16 protein-coding genes and 1 riboswitch are annotated in these 24,347 nt (G+C 65.8%); of the genes, 3 read left to right on the plus strand and 13 right to left on the minus strand.

Features of this window, described 5'->3' with window-relative positions:
• Positions 1-22 precede the first annotated feature (22 nt).
• The 7 genes from HOQ23_RS00365 to HOQ23_RS00395 all read right to left on the minus strand — a co-directional run bounded on the left by HOQ23_RS00365 (position 23) and on the right by HOQ23_RS00395 (position 13,169).
• Positions 23-1,711 (minus strand): ribonucleotide reductase N-terminal alpha domain-containing protein, encoded by a 1,689-nt coding sequence (locus HOQ23_RS00365; protein WP_172210789.1) that lies wholly within the window; start codon positions 1,709-1,711, stop codon positions 23-25.
• The gene (locus HOQ23_RS00370; protein WP_172210791.1) at positions 1,711-2,709 is read right to left on the minus strand and encodes a ribonucleotide-diphosphate reductase subunit beta; all 999 of its coding nucleotides are present in this window, start codon (positions 2,707-2,709) and stop codon (positions 1,711-1,713) included. Before HOQ23_RS00370 ends, HOQ23_RS00365 begins: the two co-directional genes overlap by 1 nt.
• Positions 2,710-2,883: 174 nt before the next feature.
• Positions 2,884-3,116, minus strand: a riboswitch (cobalamin riboswitch).
• Between the two features lie 493 nt (positions 3,117-3,609).
• Complete coding sequence (gene drmB / locus HOQ23_RS00375) at positions 3,610-5,535, minus strand: DUF1998 domain-containing protein (protein WP_216653426.1); 1,926 nt, start codon at positions 5,533-5,535, stop codon at positions 3,610-3,612.
• On the minus strand, positions 5,532-9,029 hold the full coding sequence (locus tag HOQ23_RS21385) for a helicase-related protein (RefSeq protein ID WP_172210793.1): 3,498 nt from the start codon (positions 9,027-9,029) through the stop codon (positions 5,532-5,534). The genes drmB and HOQ23_RS21385 overlap by 4 nt, the downstream gene beginning before the upstream one ends.
• A complete protein-coding gene (locus HOQ23_RS00385; protein WP_172210795.1) occupies positions 9,026-10,729 on the minus strand; it encodes an NERD domain-containing protein in 1,704 nt (567 codons plus the stop codon). Before HOQ23_RS00385 ends, HOQ23_RS21385 begins: the two co-directional genes overlap by 4 nt.
• Positions 10,717-12,231, minus strand: a complete 1,515-nt coding sequence (locus tag HOQ23_RS00390; RefSeq protein ID WP_172210797.1) for a hypothetical protein — start codon at positions 12,229-12,231, stop codon at positions 10,717-10,719. Before HOQ23_RS00390 ends, HOQ23_RS00385 begins: the two co-directional genes overlap by 13 nt.
• The gene (locus tag HOQ23_RS00395) at positions 12,228-13,169 is read right to left on the minus strand and encodes a hypothetical protein (RefSeq protein ID WP_216653427.1); all 942 of its coding nucleotides are present in this window, start codon (positions 13,167-13,169) and stop codon (positions 12,228-12,230) included. The genes HOQ23_RS00390 and HOQ23_RS00395 overlap by 4 nt, the downstream gene beginning before the upstream one ends.
• A 193-nt stretch (positions 13,170-13,362) precedes the next feature.
• On the opposite strand from HOQ23_RS00395, the gene HOQ23_RS00400 reads away from it, so the two are divergent.
• Together HOQ23_RS00400 and HOQ23_RS00405 are read left to right on the plus strand one after the other, a co-directional pair.
• On the plus strand, positions 13,363-13,746 hold the full coding sequence (locus HOQ23_RS00400) for a hypothetical protein (RefSeq protein WP_172210799.1): 384 nt from the start codon (positions 13,363-13,365) through the stop codon (positions 13,744-13,746).
• A 9-nt stretch (positions 13,747-13,755) separates the two neighbouring features.
• Positions 13,756-14,217 carry a very short patch repair endonuclease gene (locus tag HOQ23_RS00405; RefSeq protein ID WP_172210801.1) on the plus strand — a complete coding sequence of 154 codons (462 nt, stop codon included), beginning with the start codon at positions 13,756-13,758 and terminating at the stop codon, positions 14,215-14,217.
• Between the two features lie 8 nt (positions 14,218-14,225).
• Here HOQ23_RS00405 and HOQ23_RS00410 read toward each other — a convergent pair whose 3' ends face one another.
• The 3 genes from HOQ23_RS00410 to HOQ23_RS00420 form a co-directional block, all read right to left on the minus strand.
• A complete protein-coding gene (locus HOQ23_RS00410) occupies positions 14,226-14,762 on the minus strand; it encodes a DUF3883 domain-containing protein (protein ID WP_172210803.1) in 537 nt (178 codons plus the stop codon).
• Between the two features lie 280 nt (positions 14,763-15,042).
• Complete coding sequence (locus HOQ23_RS00415) at positions 15,043-16,869, minus strand: DEAD/DEAH box helicase (RefSeq protein WP_172210805.1); 1,827 nt, start codon at positions 16,867-16,869, stop codon at positions 15,043-15,045.
• Entirely contained in the window at positions 16,869-18,314 is a 1,446-nt protein-coding gene (locus HOQ23_RS00420) for a ParB N-terminal domain-containing protein (protein ID WP_216653428.1), read from the minus strand. The genes HOQ23_RS00415 and HOQ23_RS00420 overlap by 1 nt, the downstream gene beginning before the upstream one ends.
• Before the next feature lie 78 nt (positions 18,315-18,392).
• Between HOQ23_RS00420 and HOQ23_RS00425 the strand changes: the two genes are divergently transcribed.
• The gene (locus HOQ23_RS00425; RefSeq protein ID WP_216653429.1) at positions 18,393-19,097 is read left to right on the plus strand and encodes a hypothetical protein; all 705 of its coding nucleotides are present in this window, start codon (positions 18,393-18,395) and stop codon (positions 19,095-19,097) included.
• Between the two features lie 665 nt (positions 19,098-19,762).
• On the opposite strand, the gene HOQ23_RS00430 is transcribed toward HOQ23_RS00425, so the two are convergent.
• The 3 genes from HOQ23_RS00430 to HOQ23_RS00440 all read right to left on the minus strand — a co-directional run bounded on the left by HOQ23_RS00430 (position 19,763) and on the right by HOQ23_RS00440 (position 24,311).
• Positions 19,763-20,788, minus strand: coding sequence for a DNA cytosine methyltransferase (locus HOQ23_RS00430; protein WP_172210807.1), 1,026 nt, complete (start codon positions 20,786-20,788; stop codon positions 19,763-19,765).
• Between the two features lie 314 nt (positions 20,789-21,102).
• Positions 21,103-22,272 carry a class I SAM-dependent RNA methyltransferase gene (locus HOQ23_RS00435; RefSeq protein WP_172210809.1) on the minus strand — a complete coding sequence of 390 codons (1,170 nt, stop codon included), beginning with the start codon at positions 22,270-22,272 and terminating at the stop codon, positions 21,103-21,105.
• Entirely contained in the window at positions 22,269-24,311 is a 2,043-nt protein-coding gene (locus tag HOQ23_RS00440) for an APC family permease (protein WP_172210811.1), read from the minus strand. Before HOQ23_RS00440 ends, HOQ23_RS00435 begins: the two co-directional genes overlap by 4 nt.
• Positions 24,312-24,347: the final 36 nt, after the last annotated feature.

Below are 24,347 nucleotides of genomic sequence, written 5' to 3' on the forward strand. Positions count from 1 at the left end.
TGATGGTGAGGGTGGAGGGGTGCTACTTCTGCTTGCTGGCCTGGATCCCGGCACGGGAGCGCAGGTAGTAGAGGCTCTTGATGTTCGGGTCGAGCAGAGCCAACTTGTGCACCTTGCTGATGTAGTGCGGGGACGCGTCAGCGGCGAAGAACAGGTTCAGGGACTGCGCCTGGTCGATGTGCGCCTGTCGGTCGGCGGCGCGATCGAGCAGGATCTCCTGGTCGATCTCGTAGCCGGTCTTGAAGACGTCCTTCTCGTGCTCGTCGAGCCAGTCGACGTGCTGCACCGAACCGCCGTGATCGACGATGTCGGTGATGGCGGCCTGGTCGTAGACGCCGCGCTCCTTCATGAGCCGGACCAGGTTGCCGTTCGCGCGGGGCATCTCGCCGGCCGAGGTGGTCTGGTTCCAGACGTTGGCGACGTAGGGCTCGATGCCCTGGCTGGTGCCGCCGACGATGACCGCGGTGCTCATCGTCGGCGCGACGGCCATCAGGTGCGAGTTGCGGCGGCCCACGCACCAGGCAGGGACGCCGGCCTTCTCGCCCATCCAGCGCGAGGCGGCGTCGGCGCGGGTGTGGATGTGCGCGAAGATCTCGATGTTGAGCGCCGCGGCCTGCTCGGACTCGAACGGGACGGAGTGCTGCTGCAGGTAGTCGTGGTAGCCCATGACGCCCAGCCCGAGGCTGCGGGCCTTCTCGGTGTAGCGGACCGCGCGCTCCAGGCCGCGGATCTGGCGCGCCCGTCGCAGGAACGCCTCGGCCACCGCGTCGAGGAAGACGGTCGCGACGTACGGCGTGTCGCGGTCTCGCCACTCGTCGTACGTCGCGAGGTTCAGCGAGGAGAGCACACAGGTGTAGGAGTGCTCCTCGTCGCTGAACAGGGTGATCTCCGAGCACAGGTTGGACGCCTTGTTCTGCAGTCCGTGGGCTCGGTAGGACTCCGTCTGGTGGGCGTTGACGGTGTCGACCTTCCAGATGTAGCCCTTGCCCAGCACGACGCGGATCTTCAGGACCCGCTGGTAGCGCTCGAGGGCGTCCTTGTCGCTGGCGAGCATCCGGTCAATGAAGGCCTGGGTGAAGATCCACCCGACGTTCTTGTTGGCCGGCTCGCGGTAGATGAGGTCGGCGAGCTCGTGGAAGTCGGGGTGGTCGACCGGGAGGTACCCGGCCCAGGAGCCGCGGCGGGTGGCGCCTTGGCTGATCTGGTTGGTCATCTCGGCGAAGTTGCAGAACACCGGGACCACGCCGTTGGCCTTGCCGTTGTCACCGAAGCCGGCGCCGCGCGGGCGGATGTCGCCCAGGTAGGCGGAGGTGCCGAACCCGTTCTGCGACAGGATCGCGGCCTCCTTGAGGGTCTCGTAGAAGCCCCACACCGAGTCCTCGATGTAGGACCCCTCGCACGAGACCGGGAGACCACGCGTGGTGCCCAGGTTGGCCAGCACCGGCGTGGAGGGCGAGAGCCAGCCGTTCCAGATCGCCTCGAAGAACAGCTCGGTCCAGGGGCGCCCGTCCTCGCGCGGGTACATCTCGTCGGCGAGGACGCCGGCCGTGCTCGCGATCGTCTCGTAGCGCTCCCGCACGCTCTGCCCGGCCACGGCGTACTTGGCCCTGACCATGGCGTAGCCGGCGGTGGTCATGAAGGCGGGGACGGTCCCGGCTGCCTGCAGCGCCTTGCGCTCGGCGGAGAGGGCCTCCCAGTTCTTGTCGGCCATCAGAACACGAACTCCATCTCACCGATCGTGCGGTTGTACTCGTTGCCGGTCACCTGGAAGAAGTCGTGGAACTGGGTGCCGTTGATGCCGCTGTAGAACCACTCGGCGACGGGGTTGTCCACGACCTCGAACAGCGGCTCCATCCCCATGGAGTCCAGCGTGAGGTTCACCCGGGACTTCACGAACGTCTCCAGGTCGGCCTGCTCGATGCCCGGGATGGGGCCGTGGGCGAAGAGCATCTCGACGATGCGCTGCTCGTGGCCGTAGACGTAGTCCGCCACGGCGCCGACGCGGTCGAACAGCGCATCGCGCTCGGCCTGGAACGTCGCAGGCGAGACGGTGCGCTCGTACTCCGCCAGGGTGGTGCGGAACAGCCACGCCCCGCCGGTCGCGTGCAGGTTCTCGTCGCGGGCGGAGAAGTTGATGCCGCTCACGACGTTCTGCAGCAGGTTCTTGCCCCCGGACTGGAAGTGCTTGAGGAAGGCGAAGTTCGAGTACAGGACGCAGTTCTCCATCAGCGTGAAGACGCTGAGGGCGTAGAGGAGGTCGTCATCGGCGATCGCGTCCCAGACGAACTGGATGCGCTCGGCCAGCACCGGGTCGTTCTTGTAGGAGCCGTAGAACTCCTCGGTGTCGATCATCAGCACCTGGTTGAGCTTCGCGTAGAACGGCGCGTGCATGTTGAGCTCGGCGAAGGAGAACGCGTTGCTCATCATCTGGATCTCCGGACGCGGGAACGCGTGGAAGATCCGATCCCCCCACACCTCGCCGCCGAGGATCAGCTCATAGATCGTGAACAGCTTCAGGGTGGTCTTGACGGCGGCCTGCTCGGCCTCCGTCATCGTGACCAGGAAGTCCTGCTTGTCGTTGGCGACAGGGATCTCCTCAGCGGTCCAGAAGATGCTCCGCTGCTTCTTCGCCAGGTCCTCGGCTTGGGGGTAGTCGAATACGTAGGCCGACTTCTCGGTCCGGATCGGTAGACCAGTGGTGTCGATCATGTCGTGGTTCTCCGTTCGCGAGCCGGTCGAACCGGCCCGCTCGTCGTGAGCTGGAAGCGGTGCTTCCACGAACGAGGAACGGAGAGGACGTCGACGCCAGCACAGACCTAGACCTCGACCTGGACGCGGCGACTCATCGATCCCCTGACCTTCCCTCGAGGTCGCGGAACCCACCCGTGACGGGCGAGCGCTGGCAGGTCTTCGGACTCGTGGGCGAGGAGCCAGGCTCCGGTCCTACTGTCCGTCGCTTCCCAGGACCGTGATCGTCGGTCCCAGTGCTTCCTGTCGATCCAGGAGACGGAGGTCGTTCCCACTTACCGCTGCGGGGCAGTCCCGGAATCTCACCGGGTTCCCTCTTGCGACGACGACCCTGGATGGGCCGTCGAACCAGCTGCGGGATCACCATATACGGGAACTACAGATATGTAATCCCCCAGATGTTGTGCCCGGGGTGGGTGCGTGACCGGACTCACGCGGCCCCTGCTGGCCCGGGTCGCCGCCCTTGGTGCGCGCCTCGGGGTCAGCAGTGATCAGCACATGGACCGGCGCGAACGGCGTACCGGGCACCGGGGTGCTCAGTCGTCGCCGGTGGGGACCAGCAGCGCGACGCACTCCACGTGACCCGTCATCGAGAAGGCATACATGCTCGTGAGCGTAAGCGCGATCCGGTGTTGTTGACTGCGCCCGACAGGCCGAACCCGCCCTTGACCTGCGGCGATGCGTTCCGCGGCTCTGCGGACGGCGGGGCCAATCTGCGGCCCGTTGCGAATCAAAGCGAGCCCAATCCGAGCCCTCCGGTCAGCAGGCATCGGCGGCCGCAAACGAGTGCAAAGGCTCCTTGGAGGCGCTAGCACGGCTAGGGCAACCAACGTCAGGCTGGAAGGCGGACCAAGTGCTGGTCTAGCTCCCGAGATCAGAGAAGAAGCCCAGCGTCGGGTCCTCAAACGTCCCGATCACCAGCCCGCGGTCCAGGAACCGATTGAACTCCTCGCAACTCGTTTCGGGCAACAGAGCGCATCCATGACATGCCGCCATGTTGCACGAGTCCGGCCCCTGGCCTCTCTCCCCAGCGGCCATGCATACCGGGTCCGTGGAGCACCAGTGAGCATCACCCAAGGCTGCCGCGAATACCGGCTGGAGGCGGTTCGGGCGGGACATGCGGACCAGCCCACCCATGGTGCCCTCCGAGTCACCCGCAGCGGTGTAGATAAGGAGACCAGCCATGTCATGGCCATCGCCGCGAGAAACATAGAGGCGTTCACGGAGGGAGGCCGAGCTGTACCCACACGTGAACACGAGCTCATTGATCACGAGGTGGGCGAAGGTGTGCAGCATGATCATGCGCGGTGAGATATCGCGCGGCCGCCCACCACGATCCGTGATTACCTGACCGTATCGGTTCGCGATCTTGTCCGCGCGAGCCTGGACCTCAGCCCGCGCTTCCCACGCAGCGAGCCGCTCTGGGTCAAGCTCAAAGTAGAGGCCCTCGCCCTTCACGACGTAAGCAGGTAGCCAATCGTGCTCAGGCGGCAGCGGCCGACGGCGTAGAAGCGCCTTGCCCTCCGCAACTTTCAAGTCGCTGTCTCGGCCGCGGGAGAACCCGCGCAAGACGCGCGTCTCCCGAAGCACGGTGACGCTCCGCACGCGCTCGATGTGTTTGGCGATCGCCGCATGTACCCCGGGATCGGATGCGCGGAGTTCTTCGTCCTGCGGGGTCTGGCGCAGCATCTTGAACTCCGGGTATCGCCAGACATCGAGGTCACCTCCATCCTGCGCATCGCCGTCCTCGCTTGACTCGCCGTAGCCGTAGCGGTCTCGGTAAGCCTCCAGCAGTTCTTCGTCTGGATAGTCGTCGAAGAGCTCGCCCGGGATGTGCTTTCGGAGCACCTCCGCAGTCGCGGATGCGCCTACGAACGAGTGCACGGTGCTGAGAGCCGAGTCGACGTCTGGTCGACCGAGCAGATCCCGCATCGCGCCGCTGACGGCGCCAACCTTATTCGGCAAGAAGATCGAGGACTCAACCACCGGGAAGTACACATTCCCGCCGGCCCGTAGGGCACCCTGCACGGGCGCATCGCAGGGACCGTCTGTCTCGTGGAGCCAAGGACGTGCGCCCGTGCAGAGATATGGATCTGCACCGCGCTGCAGATCCTGGCTCAGCACCGTACTCTCTTCGCCGCCTTCATCCCGCCTACCGGCGGTAGTGATGCCCATCAGAGTCCGCGTCGCCCCGCAGCCTTTTTTCGGGTCATGCTTGCCCTTCGCGTCGAAGCCGCATCGCACGACCTGGCCCTCGAGACCCCCCGCGCCCGTTGACACCAGCCGGAGCGTGCCGTTGCAGGTCGGCTTGTTCGAACGATGGACCCACTCTCGGAACGGGAAGTCGTCGATGTGTCCCTTGCGGCAGATCGCAACGAAAGGAACCTGCGACATCTTTGGGCCTTGACCGTTGCGCCGCTCGTGCTCAGGGTCCGGACAGCGAACGGCGTCCTGGAAACTAAGTGGAACCTTCTTCAGGCGCTTGCAGTACATACAGAACGCGTACCCGGGGAAGCGGAGCGCGGGCACGGCGAGGCGCTCGTTTCGGTGATCATCACCGAAGGGAGTCCGCCAATCCGGCGGCAGCCGGAACTCTTTGACGTTCAGGCGGGCTTCAAGACGCCAGTCGTGCACACGGAAGTCCTCCAACGCGAGCGCTGAATTGTTCCGGGGGAACCAGTGATCAAGGCCTGCGGTAATGACCGACGTGCCATCGACCAACACACTCATCGCCCCGACACCGAAGGGTGTGACCAGTTGTGCGCGCCGCATGCTTCCGTGGGTCATGCCTTGCCCTCCTGCTCTTCCAGGTCCGCGTTGACATAGTCGAGCGTGACCTCGAGCCGGCATTCGGCGTCGACGCTGCGCATGCTCATCGGCGTCTCCCACGTGACGTTCTTGTTGTCAGGGTCCGCCAGATCACCCGCTGGCCGCATGAGGCCTTGCTTCGGATCGCCCTTGAAGGAGGTGGTTGCAGCCCACGCCGTCCGCTCCCCTGTCTCCCACTGTCTCGTGCGCTCCTTGACCCAGTGATCGAACACTCCGAGTTCGTCGCTGTCGACCAGCTCGGCCCTCGCCCGGAGGAGTGCTACCGCCGCATCAAATTCGGGTTTCGGGAATGGACTCGGCTCGAGCTCGGGCGAAACCTGCCGCATGCGGGAGATGGCAGCGGCGTGTAGCGCTCGCTTCAGGACTGGCTCCGCAAACGGCGTAACGGAGGTCGGTTCAACCTGCGCGTACAACTGCTGATGGTAGGTCCGGAACCGTTCGTAGTGGCTGCGGTCGCGTGGCTTGGCGGCGCCGTAGATGGTGATGACCAAGCCGGGGGTCTTCGCGTTTCGGCCGACTCGGCCGCTTACTTGGATGTACTGCGCCGTCGTCTTCGGCTGGCCGACGATCGTCATCAAGCCGAGGCGGTCAATGTCTACCCCAACCTCGATGATGTTTGATGCGAGGCAAACATCGACGCACTTCGCGTTCGCGGGGCACACGGGCTTGTCAACGCACTTGGCGCCGTCTGCGCAGTCCGGGTGTGGGAGGCGAAGCTCAAGTTCTTCGATCGCCTTCGGGATCTCATCACTTCGCCGGCGCGATGTGAGCTCCATGTTATTTCGCGGGTAGCGGGGCGAGATGCCATCCCTGCGCTTCAAACCGACGAGGTAGTCGGGCACGTCGGAATCCAGCAACGACAAGGTATTGCCGAGCTCTCGTAGGCTGTTGAGGAAGTTGAGGTTGGTCCAGTAGCCGTCCCGATCCTCCGGGTTCGGGATGCTGGGCGCCGCCTGCAGCGTCGCCGCCGCAACTCGCGCCTGCACCGTCTGGATGGATCCGAGCGAAGGACTCATGATGCCCAGGTAGCGCCGCCCCGGAGCAAGCTTGCCGTCGGCATCGCGCGCGGGCTCGGCGAAGAACGAATGGCCCTCCTCCAGTCCGTGCGGCGGGAAGAGCCTGACTTCCTCCCGGCCGAACAGGCCTTTGATCTGCTCCTTGTACCGTCGGACGGTTGCGGTCGAGGCGATGATCTTTGGGGGGATCGCTGATTCGCCACGCCGGTCCGTCGTGAGGTCGTCGATGACAGGTTCATAGAGACCGACCATCGAGCCGAGCGGACCGGAGATCAGGTGCAGCTCGTCTTGGATGATCAGGCCCGGCGGTGAGTAGACACGCTCGCCCGAATCACCAAGCCCGAACATCCGACGGGCGTTCGGCTGCCATGCCATCGTCGCGAACTTGTCGACCGTTCCGATCAGGATCGACGGCTGGCAATCGTAGATGTCCTCATCGACGACATGTACCGGCAGCCCGTCACGTCCGTTGAACCGGCAAAGGTCGTCAACACATCGGAATAGGAAGCGACCGCCAGCCCATACGTACCCGGGGGTGTCCTGACCTCGGGCCTTCTTGACTGGGCCCATGCGCGTGCCGCACCAAGGGCATTTGAGCAAGAGGAACTTGTTCGATGCGCGGTAGTCCCGACGAAGCTCGCTGAGTGCTCGCTCAGCGCTCCCCCAGGTGTTGGGGGTCGAGTCGTTGCCTAGCCAAACGCCGATGCCGAATGGCGCCGTTCCCAGCTCCTCCTCGAACTCAGAGCGAACATCCTCCAGGACACAGATCAATGACGAAGCGCGCAAGAACTGCTGGGCGGTGAGCAGCCGGAGGGTGTAGCGCATCAGGGTGTCAGTGCCGGCGTCCTCCTTATCGCGAAGCCGCCGGGCGATGAGCGAGATCGCCGAGGCGCCCAAGTAGGCCTCAGTCTTGCCACCACCAGTGGGGAAGAAGATCAGATCGACGAGGGTCCGGTTCTGGTGCCTCGGGTCGACTAGCTCAGGAACGCTGGCCAAGATGAACGCGATCTGGAATGCGCGCCACCGGCCACTCCTCTCGTCCGGCGTCACCTCGGGGTGCGCGCCCTGGGGTCGATACACGCCTTGGGCGTCCTTGACCACGTCGCGCACTTCAAGCCGCGACCGGACCTGCTGGTAGAGCATCGCGAAATTCGCTAGCTGGAACGCGCGAGCGGCTATGGAATCGCTTTGGACGAGGCGCCAGCCCTCCTGCATGCGCCCAAGGGCCTCACGACAAGCCTTCATATGCTCCCGCGCAGCGCGGCGGTAGCGCTCAGTCGGCAGGTCCGCGATCGAGGCGTCTCGGTCGTCGATCCACTGGCGGTACAGCTCGAGCACTTTGTCGACCTGCGCGTGACCAGCGGCGCTGACGTCGGCCAGTTCCTGCATGCTGACGCTGACGGGGGTCCGCGATCCGTCCGGATGCTCCTCGAACACATCAGGCGTCAGGCTCGTGACTTCGTATGCCGGCAGCGAATCAGCCGATACCGCGGGCACGGTTTGATCGCCGCCCTCGCCCGTCGGGTCATCCCAGGTGGCCGCGCAGCCATGACCTATCGCAAACGTCCGGCGGTGTCGGTACAGCAGCGCGATGGAGTCTTCCTCCTCGTCGCTGTCTGGCTGCTCCACATCCGGATAGGGCTCGATGTGCAAGCCACCAGCGGCGGTAGCCGTGAACGCAACCTGGAAAAAGGCGGCGTCCGCCCCAGAGCCGACTGCGTCGTTGACGACCGCGAGAGTCACGAGGCGGAGATCGGGATCAGACTCACGGGGAACAGGACGGCAGTACACCGCCACACTCGGCGAGATCCTCGGCGGGAGCTTCGACTCCTGGTCGACAGGGGTGGTCGCCAGCGGCGAGCCACGGCCACGCAACACCTCAGCGGGCGCCACGGCGTCAATGATGAATGGGCGCCGTACCCACCAGTTCGATTCCGGTATCCCCGGGGCGGTGATCTTGACCTTGTCGTAGTGCGCAGCTCTGATTCGAATGTTGAGAGCCGACCCGTTGACCACCCGCACCTTGAAGGAGATCGCCATCGCGGACGGCTTCCGGCGGTTAGCATCGGATAGGTCGAAGTCATCCGAGTCGGCCACGTCCTGGCGGCGCGACCCGCGTACCTCCGTCGGCGGCTGATCAGGATTGACCTCGTTCTCGGCCAGGCCAGCAATAACGACACCGCCTGTCGGGGCGCCGCCGCTGTAAAGCACACCGATGCCGTATCGCCGCAGCGGATCCGTCCTCGTAAGGACCTCTTCGAGAGTGTCACGATCATGGAACTGGCCGGTGGCTTCGTCCTTGGTCTCGAAGGCGAAACTCGGACCGGTGCAATCCAGTGGCTTGCTCGTTGGCCCCGGCTTCTCGCCTTCCGCGGGGCCGAACAACTCGCGTCGGACCGCGTCCTCGACAACCTTGCGTGCTTCTACGCCAGTCACAGCTTCCCCGTCACTCCCGCTAGAGCAGTGCCCTCTTCGATGACACCGTAAAGACGATCTGTTGCGCGTGTCAGCCCGACATAAAGGACCGACTCAAAGTTCGGAACCTTGCTTCGGTCGAGGTCCGTCACGATCACCGCGGGCGCCTCTAGACCCTTGAAGCCTTGGATGGACGAGAAGCGGATCTTGCCCTTGCTGGGCGCACCTGCGTCTGCGGGGACAAGGACGCTCTTCAGCCACGGGTCGCCCGTGCTTGCAGCAGTCGAACCCGCCCCAAGCGGGCTGAGGACGACGATCTCGGATAGGTCGAAGCTCTCTTCGCGCAGCGATTCAACGGCGTCCCGCAGGTGCCGGGACTGGTCGTCTCCGCGGGTGTACTTCAACCAACTTGGGTTCGTGCCATCGTCGTCACGACGGAACTTCTGATAGCCCGGCGTCAGACCGCTGAACAAGTTGACGCTGAACCCGATCCGCGGAAGGTTGCGGCAGTTCATGGTGAGCCGGTGCGAGGGCAGGTAGGGCATCCGCTCCTTCAGGAGCTCGCGTCCACGCCCATGGTCATAGATCGCTTGGCGTTCGAAGTCCCCAAACATCAGCACCCGCCCGCCGGCCAAGCCACCGTGAACCATCAGGTCCAGCACGTCGAGGTACGGCTCGGTGAGCAGGTCTTGAATCTCATCGACGATCAGGAAGTCGGCGAGGCCGTCTCCGGCGTCGAGAAGTACCTCCATCGCACGTTCTGGGAGTTCCGACTCCCAGAACGTCGTACTGGCTCCTTCCGGTGCTGCTAGTCCAGTCAGCGCGAGGAGTTGGCTATGGAACGTGCCGACCGCCAGCCCGGGATCCCTGGGCATATCGGATGCGAGCCGCCGGCCGAGGAGCCTGTTGAAGCACAGCAGGCGACCGCGGTTACCTTGGGCCAACTCCCGGCGTGCGATCTCCATGGCTAGGAGTGTCTTCCCCGACCCAGCCGGGCCCGTAAACAGCACACTCCGGTTGTCCGCCATGGCGTCAAGCGCGGCGAACTGCTCCTCGACGAAACGCACGAGCTGGTGCTCCCGTGCCGATCGCACGTCTCCGGCCACGATGCCGAACTCGAAGTTCGGCCGGAGCAGCATTGCGATCTGCTTTGCCGTTGCTTGGTCTGGCCCGACACCTCCGTAGGAGAAGCCGTTGAAGGTGGCGTCGAGGTTGGCGACCCCACCAGCGAAGGTGCGACGGATGGCGCCAATCGGATCGTTCTTTAGGTCCTCTGAGTCAAGCACCTGCCAGTCGAACCACTCGTTCGTGGGCCTGAGCATCGTTCGTGCACGAGTCGCTGTGAACCATGCGGCGCTCAGAGTCGGAATCGACCTGAGATCGATCTTCTTCTTCAATAGTTCTTTCCGAATCGAGTGCATCGCTTCTGCAGCCTGCTTGAACGGACCCCGCGTGGTCGGGGCCTGGTTGCCCAGCCGCCATACGCCGTCGTCGAAGGAGAAGTGCTCGTGCGATTTCACCTCGATCACCAGGATTCCGAGAGCTGGCGCAATGACAACGAAGTCTGCTTCGCCCTCCAGGTTGCGGACATGTTCGGCGATGTTGAGCGAGTGGAGAACGATCCAGTCGTCGGTCGTCGGGTCCTCTGCGAGCCTCCGATAGACCGATTTCTCCCCCGGCGCTGCCCCTTCCGGAAAGAGCGGCGGAATCAGTCGAGCCACTGGGCGCTCCCTTCCGTGAACGGCACACGAACTTGATGCCTGCTGACGATTTCGGTGAATGGCGCCTTCGCGAGGACCCGGACAACGATCATGCCGCGGAAGCCGTCGCGCGGCAGGTCCAAGTGCAGAATCCCGTCGCGCTCCAGGACCCGCAGATCGGCACGCCCAACGGCCGCTTCGAGCTCCTTGCGGAGATCGGCACTTGCCTTATAGACGGCCCGTCGAAGGGTGATCGCGTTGCCGTAGGTCGGCTGCGCCGGCTCACCGAGCCAGTCAAGGAGCAGCGCGAAGTCAGCGTCGCGCTGAGGACAGATCAGGCGCGGATCTGCCCATGCCCGCACTTGGCCACAGGAACGCACCCCGACACGTTCAAGCTCGGAAATCGCCCTACGGGAACCGACACGCGCCAGTCGTTCTTCGAGACGAGCCTTCCATCGCGCCTGCGTAGCGAGGATTCCAGTCGCTCTCGCCCCCAGTGCGATGACAGCTTGGTCGTACATGGCGCCGCGCTCCGTCTCGCCCTCGCGCAGCACGAGGTAGGTGCCAGGCACGATGCTCTTCACGGCTTCGTACCCAACGCGGGCACCCTCGGGCTGTTTCGGGTCCAGCGAACGGATCCGATCGCCGTCGTCTAGCCACAAGCCCTGGCCGCCGACGAGAAGGACCTTCCAAGCCTCGACTTCATCACTTGTCGGCTCACGGTCGCCGGACGTACGGGCGCCCCAATCCGGCTGGGGAAAGTAGACGTCGGTTACGTCCTCGTCCTCAGCAACTGCGTTCTCAGGCTCAGCCGTGTCACCGATCTGATGCACGGTGGTCCTCACAACGATCTGCCCCTCAGCATGAACGCCCAGCGTGGATGACGGCACTGAGCGATTCCCGAACCAAGCCGGCATCACGAACGTGACTTCGGGAGTCACTGGCGCTGTTACCACGGAGGAAGGCATGAAGGTCGGCGGAGCGATGACGTAGCTGACTTCGACCGTTGACCTGACTGCATCGAGTTCGCTCGGGATCAAGACCGTGGCGCCGACTTCATCGAGCCACGAAGCCAAGCCAGCGCGAGCAGATCCCTTGCTCGCGACGACAACACATCCGTCCGGCCCGACTTCCTGGACCGATTCCAGTAGGACGGCCCCGGTCGGCGAGTCTGTCGCACCCACGGCCACCGCTGCGTCCGCAATGAGATCAAGCAGCGCTCCATCGCTGACGAGGTTCCGGAGGCGCTTCGCCTGCCGAACGATGTCGTCGACCAGCGCCTGGTTCGTCTGGAACTCGCTGGGTTGCGGCTGAGTCATACGCCGCCATCGCAGCGCGTTGGCGGCCTGGAGCACGCCGTTCCAGACCTCGCTTCGTTCATCTCCGAGCGCGAACAGCGTGCGGCGGATCGCGGCGTTCAGCTGAGCCCCGGCAGGATCTCCAACGGCAAAGATCGAGACACCCTGCTGCATGAGGGAGGCCGCAGCCTCGTAGCGATGTGCGACGGCGTCTATCCGGCTCATACAGCCACCGTGAAGGCCAAGGCTTCAACCGTCCTGGGCGGACGCCACCGGAGCTCGTCGACGATCGACACCGGTCGACTGTTGTTGTGGCGGGCCTCGATGATGGTCTCTGCCGCCGACTCATCCGCCACCGAACGATCGACGATACACAGCACCAGGGGCGTCGTGATGTCGTTCAGGAGCTTGATGGCGCCGAAGCGATCGAGGACTGCCATCAGGCACGTCTCGGGAAGCTCCCAGCCCTCGCCGATTCGGTACGCCGGGACCACCGGCGTGGACCATGTGGCCGCGCGGTCGTCGTCGGGCAGCACGTACGCGCTCATGGGTGTTCCCTGTCCACCGTCGGCTGCCCCGTCACCGATGACGGCGTTGAGGTCCTCGTGGAGCCACTTCGCAGTCCCAACGAGTGCCATATCGGCCGACGGAGCTGCAAGCCGTGCCGCCCAGTCCTTCGAAGCGCCCATTAACTCAGCGAGGTACCCCGGATTCGGCACGTTACCCACCGCGCGGTCAACGACCCCGTCCAGCTGAGCCACCGCCTGGTAGCGCGCTACCGGCAACAGTTTTCCGCCCGTAAGAACCCGCGGATCGTTTCGGCTCTCCTCGAGCGACGAGAAGGCGCCAGTGATGATCAGCCGATCAGTGACAGCCCGAAGATAGGTTGTGCGGTCAGCGGCACGGAAGACATCAATCGGCTCAGCCAGCTGAGGGGCGGGGCTCGAAAGCATCCAGCCACTGCCCACGAGCGCAGCGACGTAGTCGCGACGAGGGACAGAGATCGCCACGACGAGCTGGCGCCCGTCTAGTTGGGTCGCATACCTGCGCAGACGAGATCCGAGGCTGACGAACGCGCCGATCCACGGGGCACTGACAAGTGGCCCGCCCGTCTCATCGGCAATCCCGAGCATCACACGAGGCCCTGCCGAAACCGCAGTCATCCGTGCCTCCTCCCGTCGCCGACAACCCGAAGGTTGGAACCGTTCACCAATCGCGTTTGGATGCTAGGCGTTGGCCCCGGCAGAAGTAGGGAGTCCGTTAAAATTCGCCGGAGATTCTCAACCGCTCCAGTCTCACCTTGGACTGACCTGCAGCGACGCCATGCGGCGGGCCGCACAGGCAAGAAGGGGCGGCGTGGACTATGACAAGACTTCGCCGGTGCTCGCGCTCGTGATCGATCCCCATTCGGAGACAGCGCTTCTGCGTCCAATGAGCCTGAACGTCGCCGGCACGATCGCCGCCACGATTGAGGGTTCGCTCGAGGCAATCGAGATCGACGGCTGGAGCGTCCTCTGGGCGGACGCCTCAGGAAAGAACCGGGGCCTGGCGACGAACCTGCTTGCGACCAAGATTGCCCACCGTCTCCATGCGGGTCTGCTCCCGGATGACACGATCAACTGGCGCGCCCTGGTCGTCGGAGAGACGACCAGGCCGTCTGGTGATCTCGACTCTACCGATGTTTCACCGACCGCACTTGCGGCGCTCAGCCGACTTGGGATCGAAGTCCAGCCGGGTTAGATGGACATAATGAGCCAGGAACTGAACGCGGGCAACTCGTGGGCATCGTCCCCCGGCCGACGGCGCAACATGCAGGCGAACCGCTCGCGCGACACCAAACCCGAACTCGCCGTTCGGCGCCTTCTGCACGCCCGGGGATTCAGGTACCGAGTCGCAGCCGCCCCCGTCGCAGGGCTGCGTCGGCGTGCCGACATCGTCTTCACGAAACAGCGCATCGCGGTCTTCATTGATGGTTGCTTCTGGCACGGTTGCGCGGAGCACGGCAGGAAGAGTTTTCGGCGCAACGTCGACTACTGGCCGGCGAAGATCGCGACCAACATGGCTCGCGACCTCGACACCACCGCCCACCTCGCCGATGCAGGATGGCGTGTGCTTCGTTTCTGGGAGCATGAACAGCCCGCCGAAGTCGCATCGGCGATCGCCACCGCAGTCGTTGAAGAGCGGCGGCGGCAGAGCCGTGACCGTTCGTGACGACGACCTCACCACCCAGGAAGCGCGGCCGCGAGTTCCTCCCCGAGGTGGGGAATCCCGCTCGAAATAACCTCCGCCGGAATATCGAGCTTCACGCCCGACCAAGTGCCGAACACGCCGACGTCTTGAGGCACGTTCGCAGCCACCCAGTCTGAGGGAACAGAGCCCACGCCAGCGAGAACGAACCCCGCGGTCAACCGGACGGTGACGAGCACCCAATCGGGGTCGCGAAGCATGACGTCGTACTCATGACGCGACAGGTATGCAGTGAATCTCCCGAGGCGCGTGGTGCTCTTGACCTCGAGATGCCCCGAAACAGTCCCCGTTGAATACGCGACGTCGTAGCCGAAGCCGTCGGACCATGTCGACACATGCTCGACGACGGCGTCGGACCTCTCGCGAAGTAGCTCTACGAGCGCCGTCTCCCCCGCCGCACCGACTCGCTCGCGCGCAGCCGTGTCGACCTTGCCCCAGCTGGAGATGAGCTGCTGGTAGACCGCAGACGGAGCGAGACCGAGCGCTTCGCCAGCAGTCACGATGTCCATAGGCAGTTCGTCAGGTGATCGCACAAGATCGTCAGCGTCCTGAACCCAAGGTGGTGCTGCCTTCTCGAAGATGGCCCCCAGGACAACGTTCGCCGCTGGCACCCCTGAGCCGATGCTTCCTAGTAGGTCCAGGTCTCGAAGCCACGAGAGCGCGGTTGCGTATTGGGTCGGGGTCAGGTCGCTGTATTGCGTATGGGTCGTCAGCAGCGCCTGCGCGCGCGGGACCCCACCGCTGACCGGAAGCAGCTCCAGCCAACGCCTAGCGGCAACCAGCACGGGTTCAGGAGGAAGCCGCATGCAGGTGACCCATCAGCGCCTGGAGGTCGCCACGGTCCAGGCCACCGCCGACAGCCGGCTCCTCGTCCAGGTCGGCCAGCTGCTGAACCGCCGGGTCATCCAGGATCGTGCCCATGAAGTCGAGTTTGGCTGCGAGGCGCGCGGCGACGACCTCGTCGATCGTCCCTTCTGAAGCGAGCACGGTGACTCGTGTCCGCACGTCCTGCCGCAGGCCGAGGCGGTGGATGCGGTCGAGGCTTTGCAGGAACCGGCCGGCTGCGAAATCGCGGTCAACGTAGACCGCGTCATGGCACGCGTGGTGCAGGCTGATCCCCTCCCCGAGGGTCGCGGGGTTTGACAGCAGCACCATGCAGCCGGGGTCGGTCCTGAACCGCTGGATCTGCTCGTCGCGATCAAGGGTGCCTCCGTGCACCATTGCCGGGCCGAATTGGGCCAGGATCCGCTCCAGCGTGTTGAGGCTGCGGATGAAAGTCGACCACACCAAGGTCTTCCGGCCCTGGGCCGCATTCTCCCGGACGATCGCGAGGACCTCCTGGTACTTGGGCGACATCTCGTAGGCCGGTAGGTCGTGCATCAGCTCGTAGAGCGACGATCCCTGCGGCACCTGCAGCGGCGCCACCTGGTAGGCCAGAGGCTCGTAACGGGTGGTGCCGACAGTCACCAGCGCCGGGCTGGTCGCAGCCATGAGCATGTACACGATGATCCGTCCGAGCGCCTGGAAGTCACCCTCGGCTCCGGCAGCACGGGCTGAGAACTGGCCGACGAGGGCGTCGTAGATCTCGGCATGAAGAGGCGGCATCCGGAGCAGTCTTAGGTTGACATCCACCGGCGGGAGGCCGAGTTCACCCTTGGTCGTGCGGGTGAACAGGGGCCGAAGGGCGCGACTGGCGGCAGCGAGATCTCCGCCGTTGACTGCGCGCAGGACGCTCTGGCGGCCGGTACCGGGCCAGACGAAGCCGAACAGGTTCTCCAGATCCCTGACTCCATTCGGTGCCGGCGTGCCGGTGAGGATCAGCCGTCGGCCCGCGCGAGGACCCAGCGCGAGGCAGGCCGCGCCGTATGTGCCGTCCGCGCCCAGCTTCATCCGGTGCGCCTCGTCGAGGATGATCATGGACGGCCGCTCGCTCAGCCAACGGCCGAGCGCGGGCAGCATGCTGGCGAGGCGCTCGTAGTTGACGATAATGGCGTCCGCCGCGGCGGCGGGCGTCCCCTTGGCAACCTCCATCGACAGTGAGGGTTCAAGGCACGCGATGTTCTCGTTCTGCCACGCGTCATAACACGACTTCGGGCCGACGATGAGCAGCCGCTCAATGCCCTCCTGCTGCCGAAGGGCCTGGAACACGGCGAGGCCGACCCTTGTCTTCCCCGCACCGGGGACGGAGAAGTTTGCACCATGCCTGAGCGAGAGGAGTTTGGCGATGTCGCGGCGCTGGAACGCGGTCAGACCGCCGGTCCAGTCCTCTCCGAGGAGACTGGGCACCGATTCCTCGCTTACGGCGAGCGGCGAGTCCGGCAATTGCAGTCGCGCGGATACGGCCTGCGCATCTTGGAGAGAATCGACCACCAGCGCCTGGAGATGAGCGTCCCAGACGACGTCGCCCTCAGCCTGGTGCGACCAGGCACTGAGCGATGCGAGGTTGGTCAGGAGGTCGTCGATCTCGACCTCGACAACGCCGGGCGAGCGCTGGATACTTGTTCGGAAGCCGACCGCGAGACGGCGCAGGTCGTCCTCGAGACCCTCCCGTACACGCAGGCGGGCTCGCGTGACTTCCGTTGCGAGACCGATGGACAGACTGGGATCCGGCAGCATCACTTGGACCGGACCGCGTCGAGCAGCCAGGCGACGCCATCGCCGGGAGCCGTGAAGGCGCGTGCTGCCTGTCGGGCCAAGCTCTCCAAGCTCTCGCGCAACACGATGAGAGCGTCGTCGAAAGCCTCCTCGTCCAGCGCCCGCTTCGCCCTCGCCTCGGCGAACTCGCTGGCACACTGGGTCACATAGTCGGCCGCATCGGTGAGCCGCTCCGGCACCTGCGTCTGGCGCTTGACCAGCTCGGCATTCTGACCAGCGAGCTTCACCGCAACATCGAAGGTCTCCCGCGCCGCCTTCATGACGGCCGCGGCCTGGGCGATCTCCTCGGGAGTGCCGACGCTGCCGCTGGCGGCCACAGCCTTGGCGCGCAGCAGCCGGTCCGTCAGCGCCTCTGCGGCGGCCGAGCTGTCGCTCTGTGCGGGCAGCGTTACGCCCGGGATCCCGACCACGGAGATAGGCTCGGCGGCCGCAACCTGGGGCTTCATACCCTCGGGGAGGCGGCTTTCGAGATAGCGGGTGTAAAAGTCGTCCTCCGCTAGGCGCAGCGAGGTCTTGGGGTAGTCGAGCAGCACCATCGCCAGACGGGACTGCAGAAGCCGGTTCGCAGCATCGGGGTCGGTGCCCGAGAGCTTGGTGTAGTCACGGTGAAGCTCGCGGAGCTTCTCCTGGTGCTGCTCGAAGTCGATCAGCCGTAGGGATGCGCCGTCCTCGGTGCAGCTCCGCTCGATCGCCTTGAGGATCTGGTCATAGACCCACCTGTCGCGCTGGAGGGTCGCGGGCTTGATGTTGAAGTCCTTGGCGACGTCGGTCTCCGAGCGCCCCCGTGCGAGCTCCTCGTCGATCGCGATGAGCCGGTTGATGTACGAGTAGTCGCGCCTGCGGTCCTTGCGTAGCTGCAGGGAGAGCTCAACATCGTTGATGTCCTGGCGCGAGGTGTCGTCGGGCAGCACTCCGACCTTGATGTTCGTGACGCCAAGCTCCTTGAGCGCAGCGGCGCGGGTGTTGCCGTCCACCAGGATCCCGTGGGGGCTGACGATGCCCGGCTCGCGCTGGCCGGAATCGTCCAGTTCATCCATCAGCGCGGAAAAGTCGGGGTCTATCTGGTCCGGATTGGACGGGCGCTGCTTGAGCAAGTCGTGAAGGTACGCCTGGGCCTCGTGGCCCCACGGGTCGTCCTCAATCGCCCGATTCCGATCGGGGTCGAGAGTCCGCTGCGCCCGGATCCGGTGGGTGTCGGGATTGAAGTAGAGCATTTCCACCGGCATCGAGATCACATAGAGGTGCCGCTGCTCGCCGCGCCAGTCGATAGTGACCTTCGCCCCCTTCTCCGAGACCGCCTGCTTCAGCCGCTGGCTGATGATCTGACGGATCTCCTCACCCTTGGGAGGGATGCCAAAGCCGACCATTGGTGCTCCTTCTGCGTATGCGATGTAAATCCGGGTCATGAGTATCTTTGCAAAGGGGGCCGACAGTTCGCTGAGGATCGGTAGGGTGTCACCCGGAGACGAGGGGGGATCGGGAAAGTGGAACTGCCTGCGTGGGATGACCCCAAGGTCGGTGGGACGATGGTCCGCGGAGCGCTCTGGCTTGTGCAGGTCGTCGGCGAGGGCAACACGTTCACCAAGAACCAGCTTCGCGACGCGTTCCCCGGAGTCTCGCAGGTGGACCGCCGGATACGCGATCTGCGTGATTACGGATGGGTCGTATACTCGAGCGCCGAGGACGCCACGCTCCTGCGCGAGGACCAGCGTTTCGTCACCGCTGGCGTACCCGTTTGGGAGCCGAAGGCCCGGCAAGAGAACGCTCCAGAGAAGGCCATTAGCGCCAAGGAGCGCCAAGCCGTCCTTGCTCGCGACGGCTATATGTGCACGCTTTGTGGCGTTGCTGGCGGCGAGTGCTACCCCGACGACGTAATCAAGACGGCCGTGCTTGCCGTCTCCCGTCGCACAGTGACCTCAGACGACGGGCGAGCGATGCAGGTCCTGGTCACAGAGTGCAAGCGGTGCCGTGCGGGAGATCCTCCCGCCCCGCTGTCCGCAAGCGACGCGGTCGCAGCCGCGACTGATCTGAGCCCTGGCGAGCTACGCAGGCTTGCCCGGTGGATGAAACGTGGCCGGCGAGGTGCCACCGATCTCGACCTTGCGTGGGCGACCTACCTGCGTGTATCGCCGGACGAACGGCCGCAGGTCGCAGAGCGTCTCCAGCAGGTGCCGATCAACGGGTTGTAGGGGCGGTTTCTCGGTCCACGGGTACGCATGGTCGTAGCTGACCGGTTCCTGTCGCCCTGTTTCCCGACTTAGCGCCAGCCACCGGGGTGCGCCCGAGCTTCTTGACGTGGATCAGGTCGTCGGCCCTCTCGTGCTCGTAGCGACGGATCCGCACCCGGTCGACATGAGAGACCCCGGTTGAGCCTGCGTCTGATCAGGACCGCGTGCACGGTCGAGGACGCCATGCCGAGCCGGTCGACGATCTCGACCGGCCTCAGGCGCCGCTTTCGCCGCAGGTGAACGACTCTGCACACCGCCGTCACCGGTGTCCGGTTCGATGGGTGGTATTGCACCGAGGAGCGGCCAACCGTCCCGGCCGGTCCTCCCCGCGATAGCCGTCGGCCCACTCCTCGCGGTGCTCCACGAGCCGTCGTAGCGCTTGGCAGCCCGAGTCGGTGGCAGCACTGATCGACGACCACACGGGCGATCCGGAGCCGGGCACGTGGAGTCAGAGCCGCATTGGAGCGGGTAGAGCGCCAATGTCTCCTTCGGTGCGGAGCGGTTCCTCGAGAGCTCCATGTCGACGCCCGGAAAGGCCTTCACCCATCGACCGATCACATCGTGTCGTCCCGCGATTTCGACCAACGTGCCTGGGTCTCACGTCTCACGACTAGTGGACTGATCGGTCAGGCAGCGCCCTCTTTGGCTTCGTGCTCGTTTCGGCGCACCCAGTCGGGCACAAGGGCGTCACGGATTGCCAGGCCCATGGCGCGGGCGACAGGCGGAGGAAACGCGTTGCCCATGGTCTTGTAGGCATTGGTCTTCCGTAGGACCTCATCGATCTTCCACGTGTCGGGGAACCCCTGGACGCGCGCCGCCATGCGGACATTCAGCTTAAATGGAGCGTTCTCGGGCCAGTCCTCCTGAGGGGCAACGCCATGGTCCGCGAGACCGATCCCGTCGATGCCCAATCGAAGCCACTGCGCCCGAGCACGAGTTGGCCCGAGGTCTGCGCCGCCATGCTTTTCAGAACCACCGACAAGGGTCGGACCAATTGTGTTCGCGACTTCGGTTGCCCAGCGCTCCGCGCCGCGCCAGCCATTCGCCGACACCAGATCCTTGAGGGCTTCACCAACCGTGACGCGTGCCTCGGCCGGAGTCAGGGGCTCCGGCCAGACAAACCGATCACGGTCGTCCGCATCCCTGAAGGCAACGAGAACAGACCGCGGCCGAAGCTGCGGAACGCCAAAGTCCGCGGCATAGACCAGCTTCCAGATCGCATCCTTGTATCCGAGCTCTTCGAGCCGGTCGAGCGTCTCTTGACGCCAGGTTGTGAACTTGTCATCCATGAGTCCACGGACGTTCTCGAACATGGCTGCACGAGGTCGGACCTCTTCCACCATCCGGAGAGCGTCTGGCCAGAGGTTGCGGCTGTCGGACGCGCCGAGCTGCTTTCCCGCCTTTGACGCCGGAGTGCAGGGCACGCCCCCGGCAACTAGATCGATATCCGCCTCGCGGAACTCGGTGAAGTCGACCTCACGGACGTCCCTCTGCTCGATTCGCCAGTCAGGCTGATTCGCACGCAGGATTTCGCACGCGGGCCGCCAGTACTCCAAGAGAAGCTTGTGCTCGAAGCCAGCCTGCTCCAGACCTAGCGCCTGGCCACCAGCACCGGCGCAGATCTCAATCGAAGTCAGGGAACGGCTCGTCATGGGCGAAGTCTACGAGTGGCGGCCGACATTTCCGGCAGCCACGCCGTCGAACGCATATTCGATCTCCTCGGCCGCGAACGGAGCCGCCGGTGCGGCTGCTGGGCTAGCCTGTGCGTGGCGCCATGACCCACAGCCTTAGAGCCAGGTGCGATCTGCCTGCCCGACTCGCGTAAGGTGCCACGTCGGCATCGCGCAGGCCACTTGCGCACCTCCTAGGCCTTCGAGGGCGGCACGCAGGGTACCAAGAAACCGCCTCCGCGATCTCAATGCGAGCCCAGAGTCGACTCGCGTCAGCTATCTTTGACAACTTCGAATTACCGCAGGTCAGAGCCGATTTTCGTCAGCAATGCGACGCACTCGACATGGTGCGTCATCGGGAACAGGTCGAACGCGCGCAGGCTGGCCAGCTGGTAGCCGTGCTCGGCGAAGATGCCGATGTCGCGGGCCAGGGCCGCGGGGTCGCAGGCGACGTAGGCCACCGCACGCGGGGTGCGCGCGACGATCTGCTCGACCACCGCGCGGCGCGCGCCCTCGCGGGGCGGGTCGAGCACGACCAGGTCCACGGGGGCGGTGAAGGACTCCCTCAGCACGTCGGCGACGCTGCCACAGGACACCTCCGCGCCCGGGACGTCGGCGAGGTTGGCCACGGCGTGCTCGGCGGCGGCGCGGTCGCCCTCGACCGCTGCCACCGTGCCCGTCGGGCCGACCCGGTCGGCGAGGAAGCGGGCGAACAGCCCGACGCCGGCGTACAGGTCGAGGACCGACTCGCCGGGGCGGGGATCGAGCGCCTCCAGGACCGCCTCGACCAGGGTGCCGGGCGCGCCGGGGTGGACCTGCCAGAAGCCGTCACCGGCGACGGTGAACTCGTGCTGCCCGACGGTCTCGGTCAGGTCACCGGGAGCCGGCTCACGCGCAGCGGGGTGTGCGATCAGGCAGTCCTCGACCGCGACGGTGGCGCGCGAGCGGTGCTGACGCATGCCGCGGCGGCGCCCCGGCAGGTCGACGTACTGCACGCGGGTGCGCCAGCGCAGCCCGGCGAGGTTCTCCGGCACGTCGCCGGCCACGGCCTCGACCACGACCTCACGGTCCAGGCCGGCCAGGCGGCTCAGCTGCTCGCGTACGACGTCGGCCTTGAGCCCGCGCTGGCGCTCCAGCGCCACGTGCTGGAAGTCGCAGCCGCCGCAGCGGCCCGGTCCGGCGTACGGGCACGGGGGCGTGACGCGGTCCGGGGACGCCTCGAGCACCTCGATCGCGTCGGCGCGCCAGAAGCGGTCGCCGTCGGTGCCCTCGGTGACCTGGAGGACCACGCGCTCACCCGGGATCGCGTGGCGCACGAAGACGACACGCGTCTCGGTGCCGCCAGGCTCCACCGGCACCCGGGCCACGCAGTGCCCGCCGTGGGCCACCGGGCCGACCTCGACGGTGTGGCGCTCCCCCACCCGGGAGCGTCCGCGCGGCTGGCGCTGACGCGTGGTGCGGCTCATCGCGGCACCTGCTTGTCGCGGGAGCGGACGGCGCGGCCGCGGCGCAGGTCGCCGGCGCGCGGACGCAGGTCCTCACGAAGCTCACGCTCGCGCGCGATCTCGGAGGAACGCAGTTGGAAGGGCACGGATATCACCATCACACCAGGGCTGAAGAGGAGGCGGGTCTTGAGACGTAGCGCCGTCTGGTTGTGCAGCAGCTGCTCCCACCAGCGGCCGACGACGTACTCGGGGATGTACACCGCGACCACGCCGCGCGGGCTCGCCCGGCGGATGGCGGTGGTGTACTCGACGATCGGTCGGACCAGCTCGCGGTACGGCGAGTGCAGGACCTTCAGCGGCACGTCGATGCGTCGATCATCCCACTGCTCCAGCAGCCGGTTGGTCTCGAGGTCGTCGGTGCCGACGTAGACGGCCTCCAGCACGTTGGGGCGCGATGCCTTCGCGTAGGCCAGGGCACGCAGCGTCGGCTTGTGCAGCTTGGCGACCAGCACGATGGCGTGCACCCGGGTCGGGAGCACCTTGTCCTCCTCGTCGGCGGCGAGCTCCGCCGCGACGTTCTCGTAGTGGCGGTGGATGCGGCGCATCAGCACGAAGAAGACGCCCATCGCCAGGATCGTGAGCCAGGCCCCCTCGAGGAACTTGGTGATGACCACGATCACCAGGACCACGGCGGTGAAGGCCAGACCGACGGTGTTGATCACCCGCGAGCGCACCATCTTCGCGCGGGCGGCGGGGTCGGTCTCGGTGGCCAGGTGGCGGGTCCAGTGCCGGATCATGCCGAGCTGGCTGAGGTTGAAGGACACGAAGACCCCGACGATGTAGAGCTGGATCAGCCGGGTGGTCTGCGCGTCGAAGGCCCACACCAGGAGCATCGCCAGCACCGCGAGGAACACGATTCCGTTGCTGTAGGCGAGCCGGTCACCCCGCGAGCCGAGCGCCCGCGGCGCGTAGCCGTCCTGGGCGAGGATCGAGCCCAGCACCGGGAAGCCGTTGAAGGCGGTGTTCGCGGCCAGCACCAGGATCAGCCCGGTGACCACGACCACGAGGTAGAACCCGGGCGGGAAGTCGCGGAACACCGCCTCGGCGATCTGGGCGATGACGGCGTGCTGGTCGTAGTCGGCGGGCAGCGGCTCGCCGTCGCGGGTGAGCCGGTCCAGGTCGTGGGGGTCGACGAAGCGCAGCCCCATCTGGCGGGCCAGGACGATGACACTGACCATCATCGTGATCGCGATCATCGCCAGCAGCAGGAGCGTGGTGGCTGCGTTGCGGCTCTTCGGACGGCGGAACGCCGGCACGCCGTTGGAGATCGCCTCGACACCGGTGAGCGCCGCGCAGCCCGAGGAGAAGGCCCGGGCCAGCAGCAGCACCAGCCCGATCGTGGTCAGCGGCTCCTCCCACCCCGGCTCGGGGGTGATGCTCAGGTCCGCGCTCTCCACCTGCGAGAGGTCGCCGGTGGCCCACTGCAGCATCCCCAGCGCGCACATGCCGAGGATCGCGAACATGAAGACGTAGGTCGGGATCGCGAAGATCGTCCCCGACTCGCGCACCCCGCGCAGGTTGACCGCCATCAGTACCGCGATCAGCGCGATCGCGAAGCTCGCCTCGTGCCCGCTGAGCAGTGGGACCGCGGAGGCGGCGTACTGCGCGCCCGCGGAGATCGACACCGCGACCGTGAGGACGTAGTCGACCAGCAGGGCGCTGCCCACGGTGGCGCCCGCCGCCGGGCCCAGGTTGACCTTCGCGACCTCGTAGTCCCCGCCGCCGCTGGGATAGGCGTGCACGGTCTGGCGGTACGACGCGACGACCGCGGCCATCACGATCGCGACGGCGATCGCGACCTTCCACGACCACGCGTACGCCGAGGCGCCGGCGATCGACAGCATGATGAAGACCTCGTCGGGGGCGTAGGCCACCGACGACAGCGCGTCGCTGGCGAACACCGGCAGCGCGACCCGTTTGGGCAGCAACGTGCCCTCGATCTGCGAGCTGCGGAGCTTGCGGCCGAGGAGGATCCGCTTCGAGACATCGCCGACACCCACGAGCGGAGGCTACGGCACCCGGGCGCACGATCCGAG

Origin of the sequence: Nocardioides sp. zg-DK7169 (assembly GCF_013155365.1) — a bacterium.
Taxonomy (GTDB): domain Bacteria; phylum Actinomycetota; class Actinomycetes; order Propionibacteriales; family Nocardioidaceae; genus Nocardioides.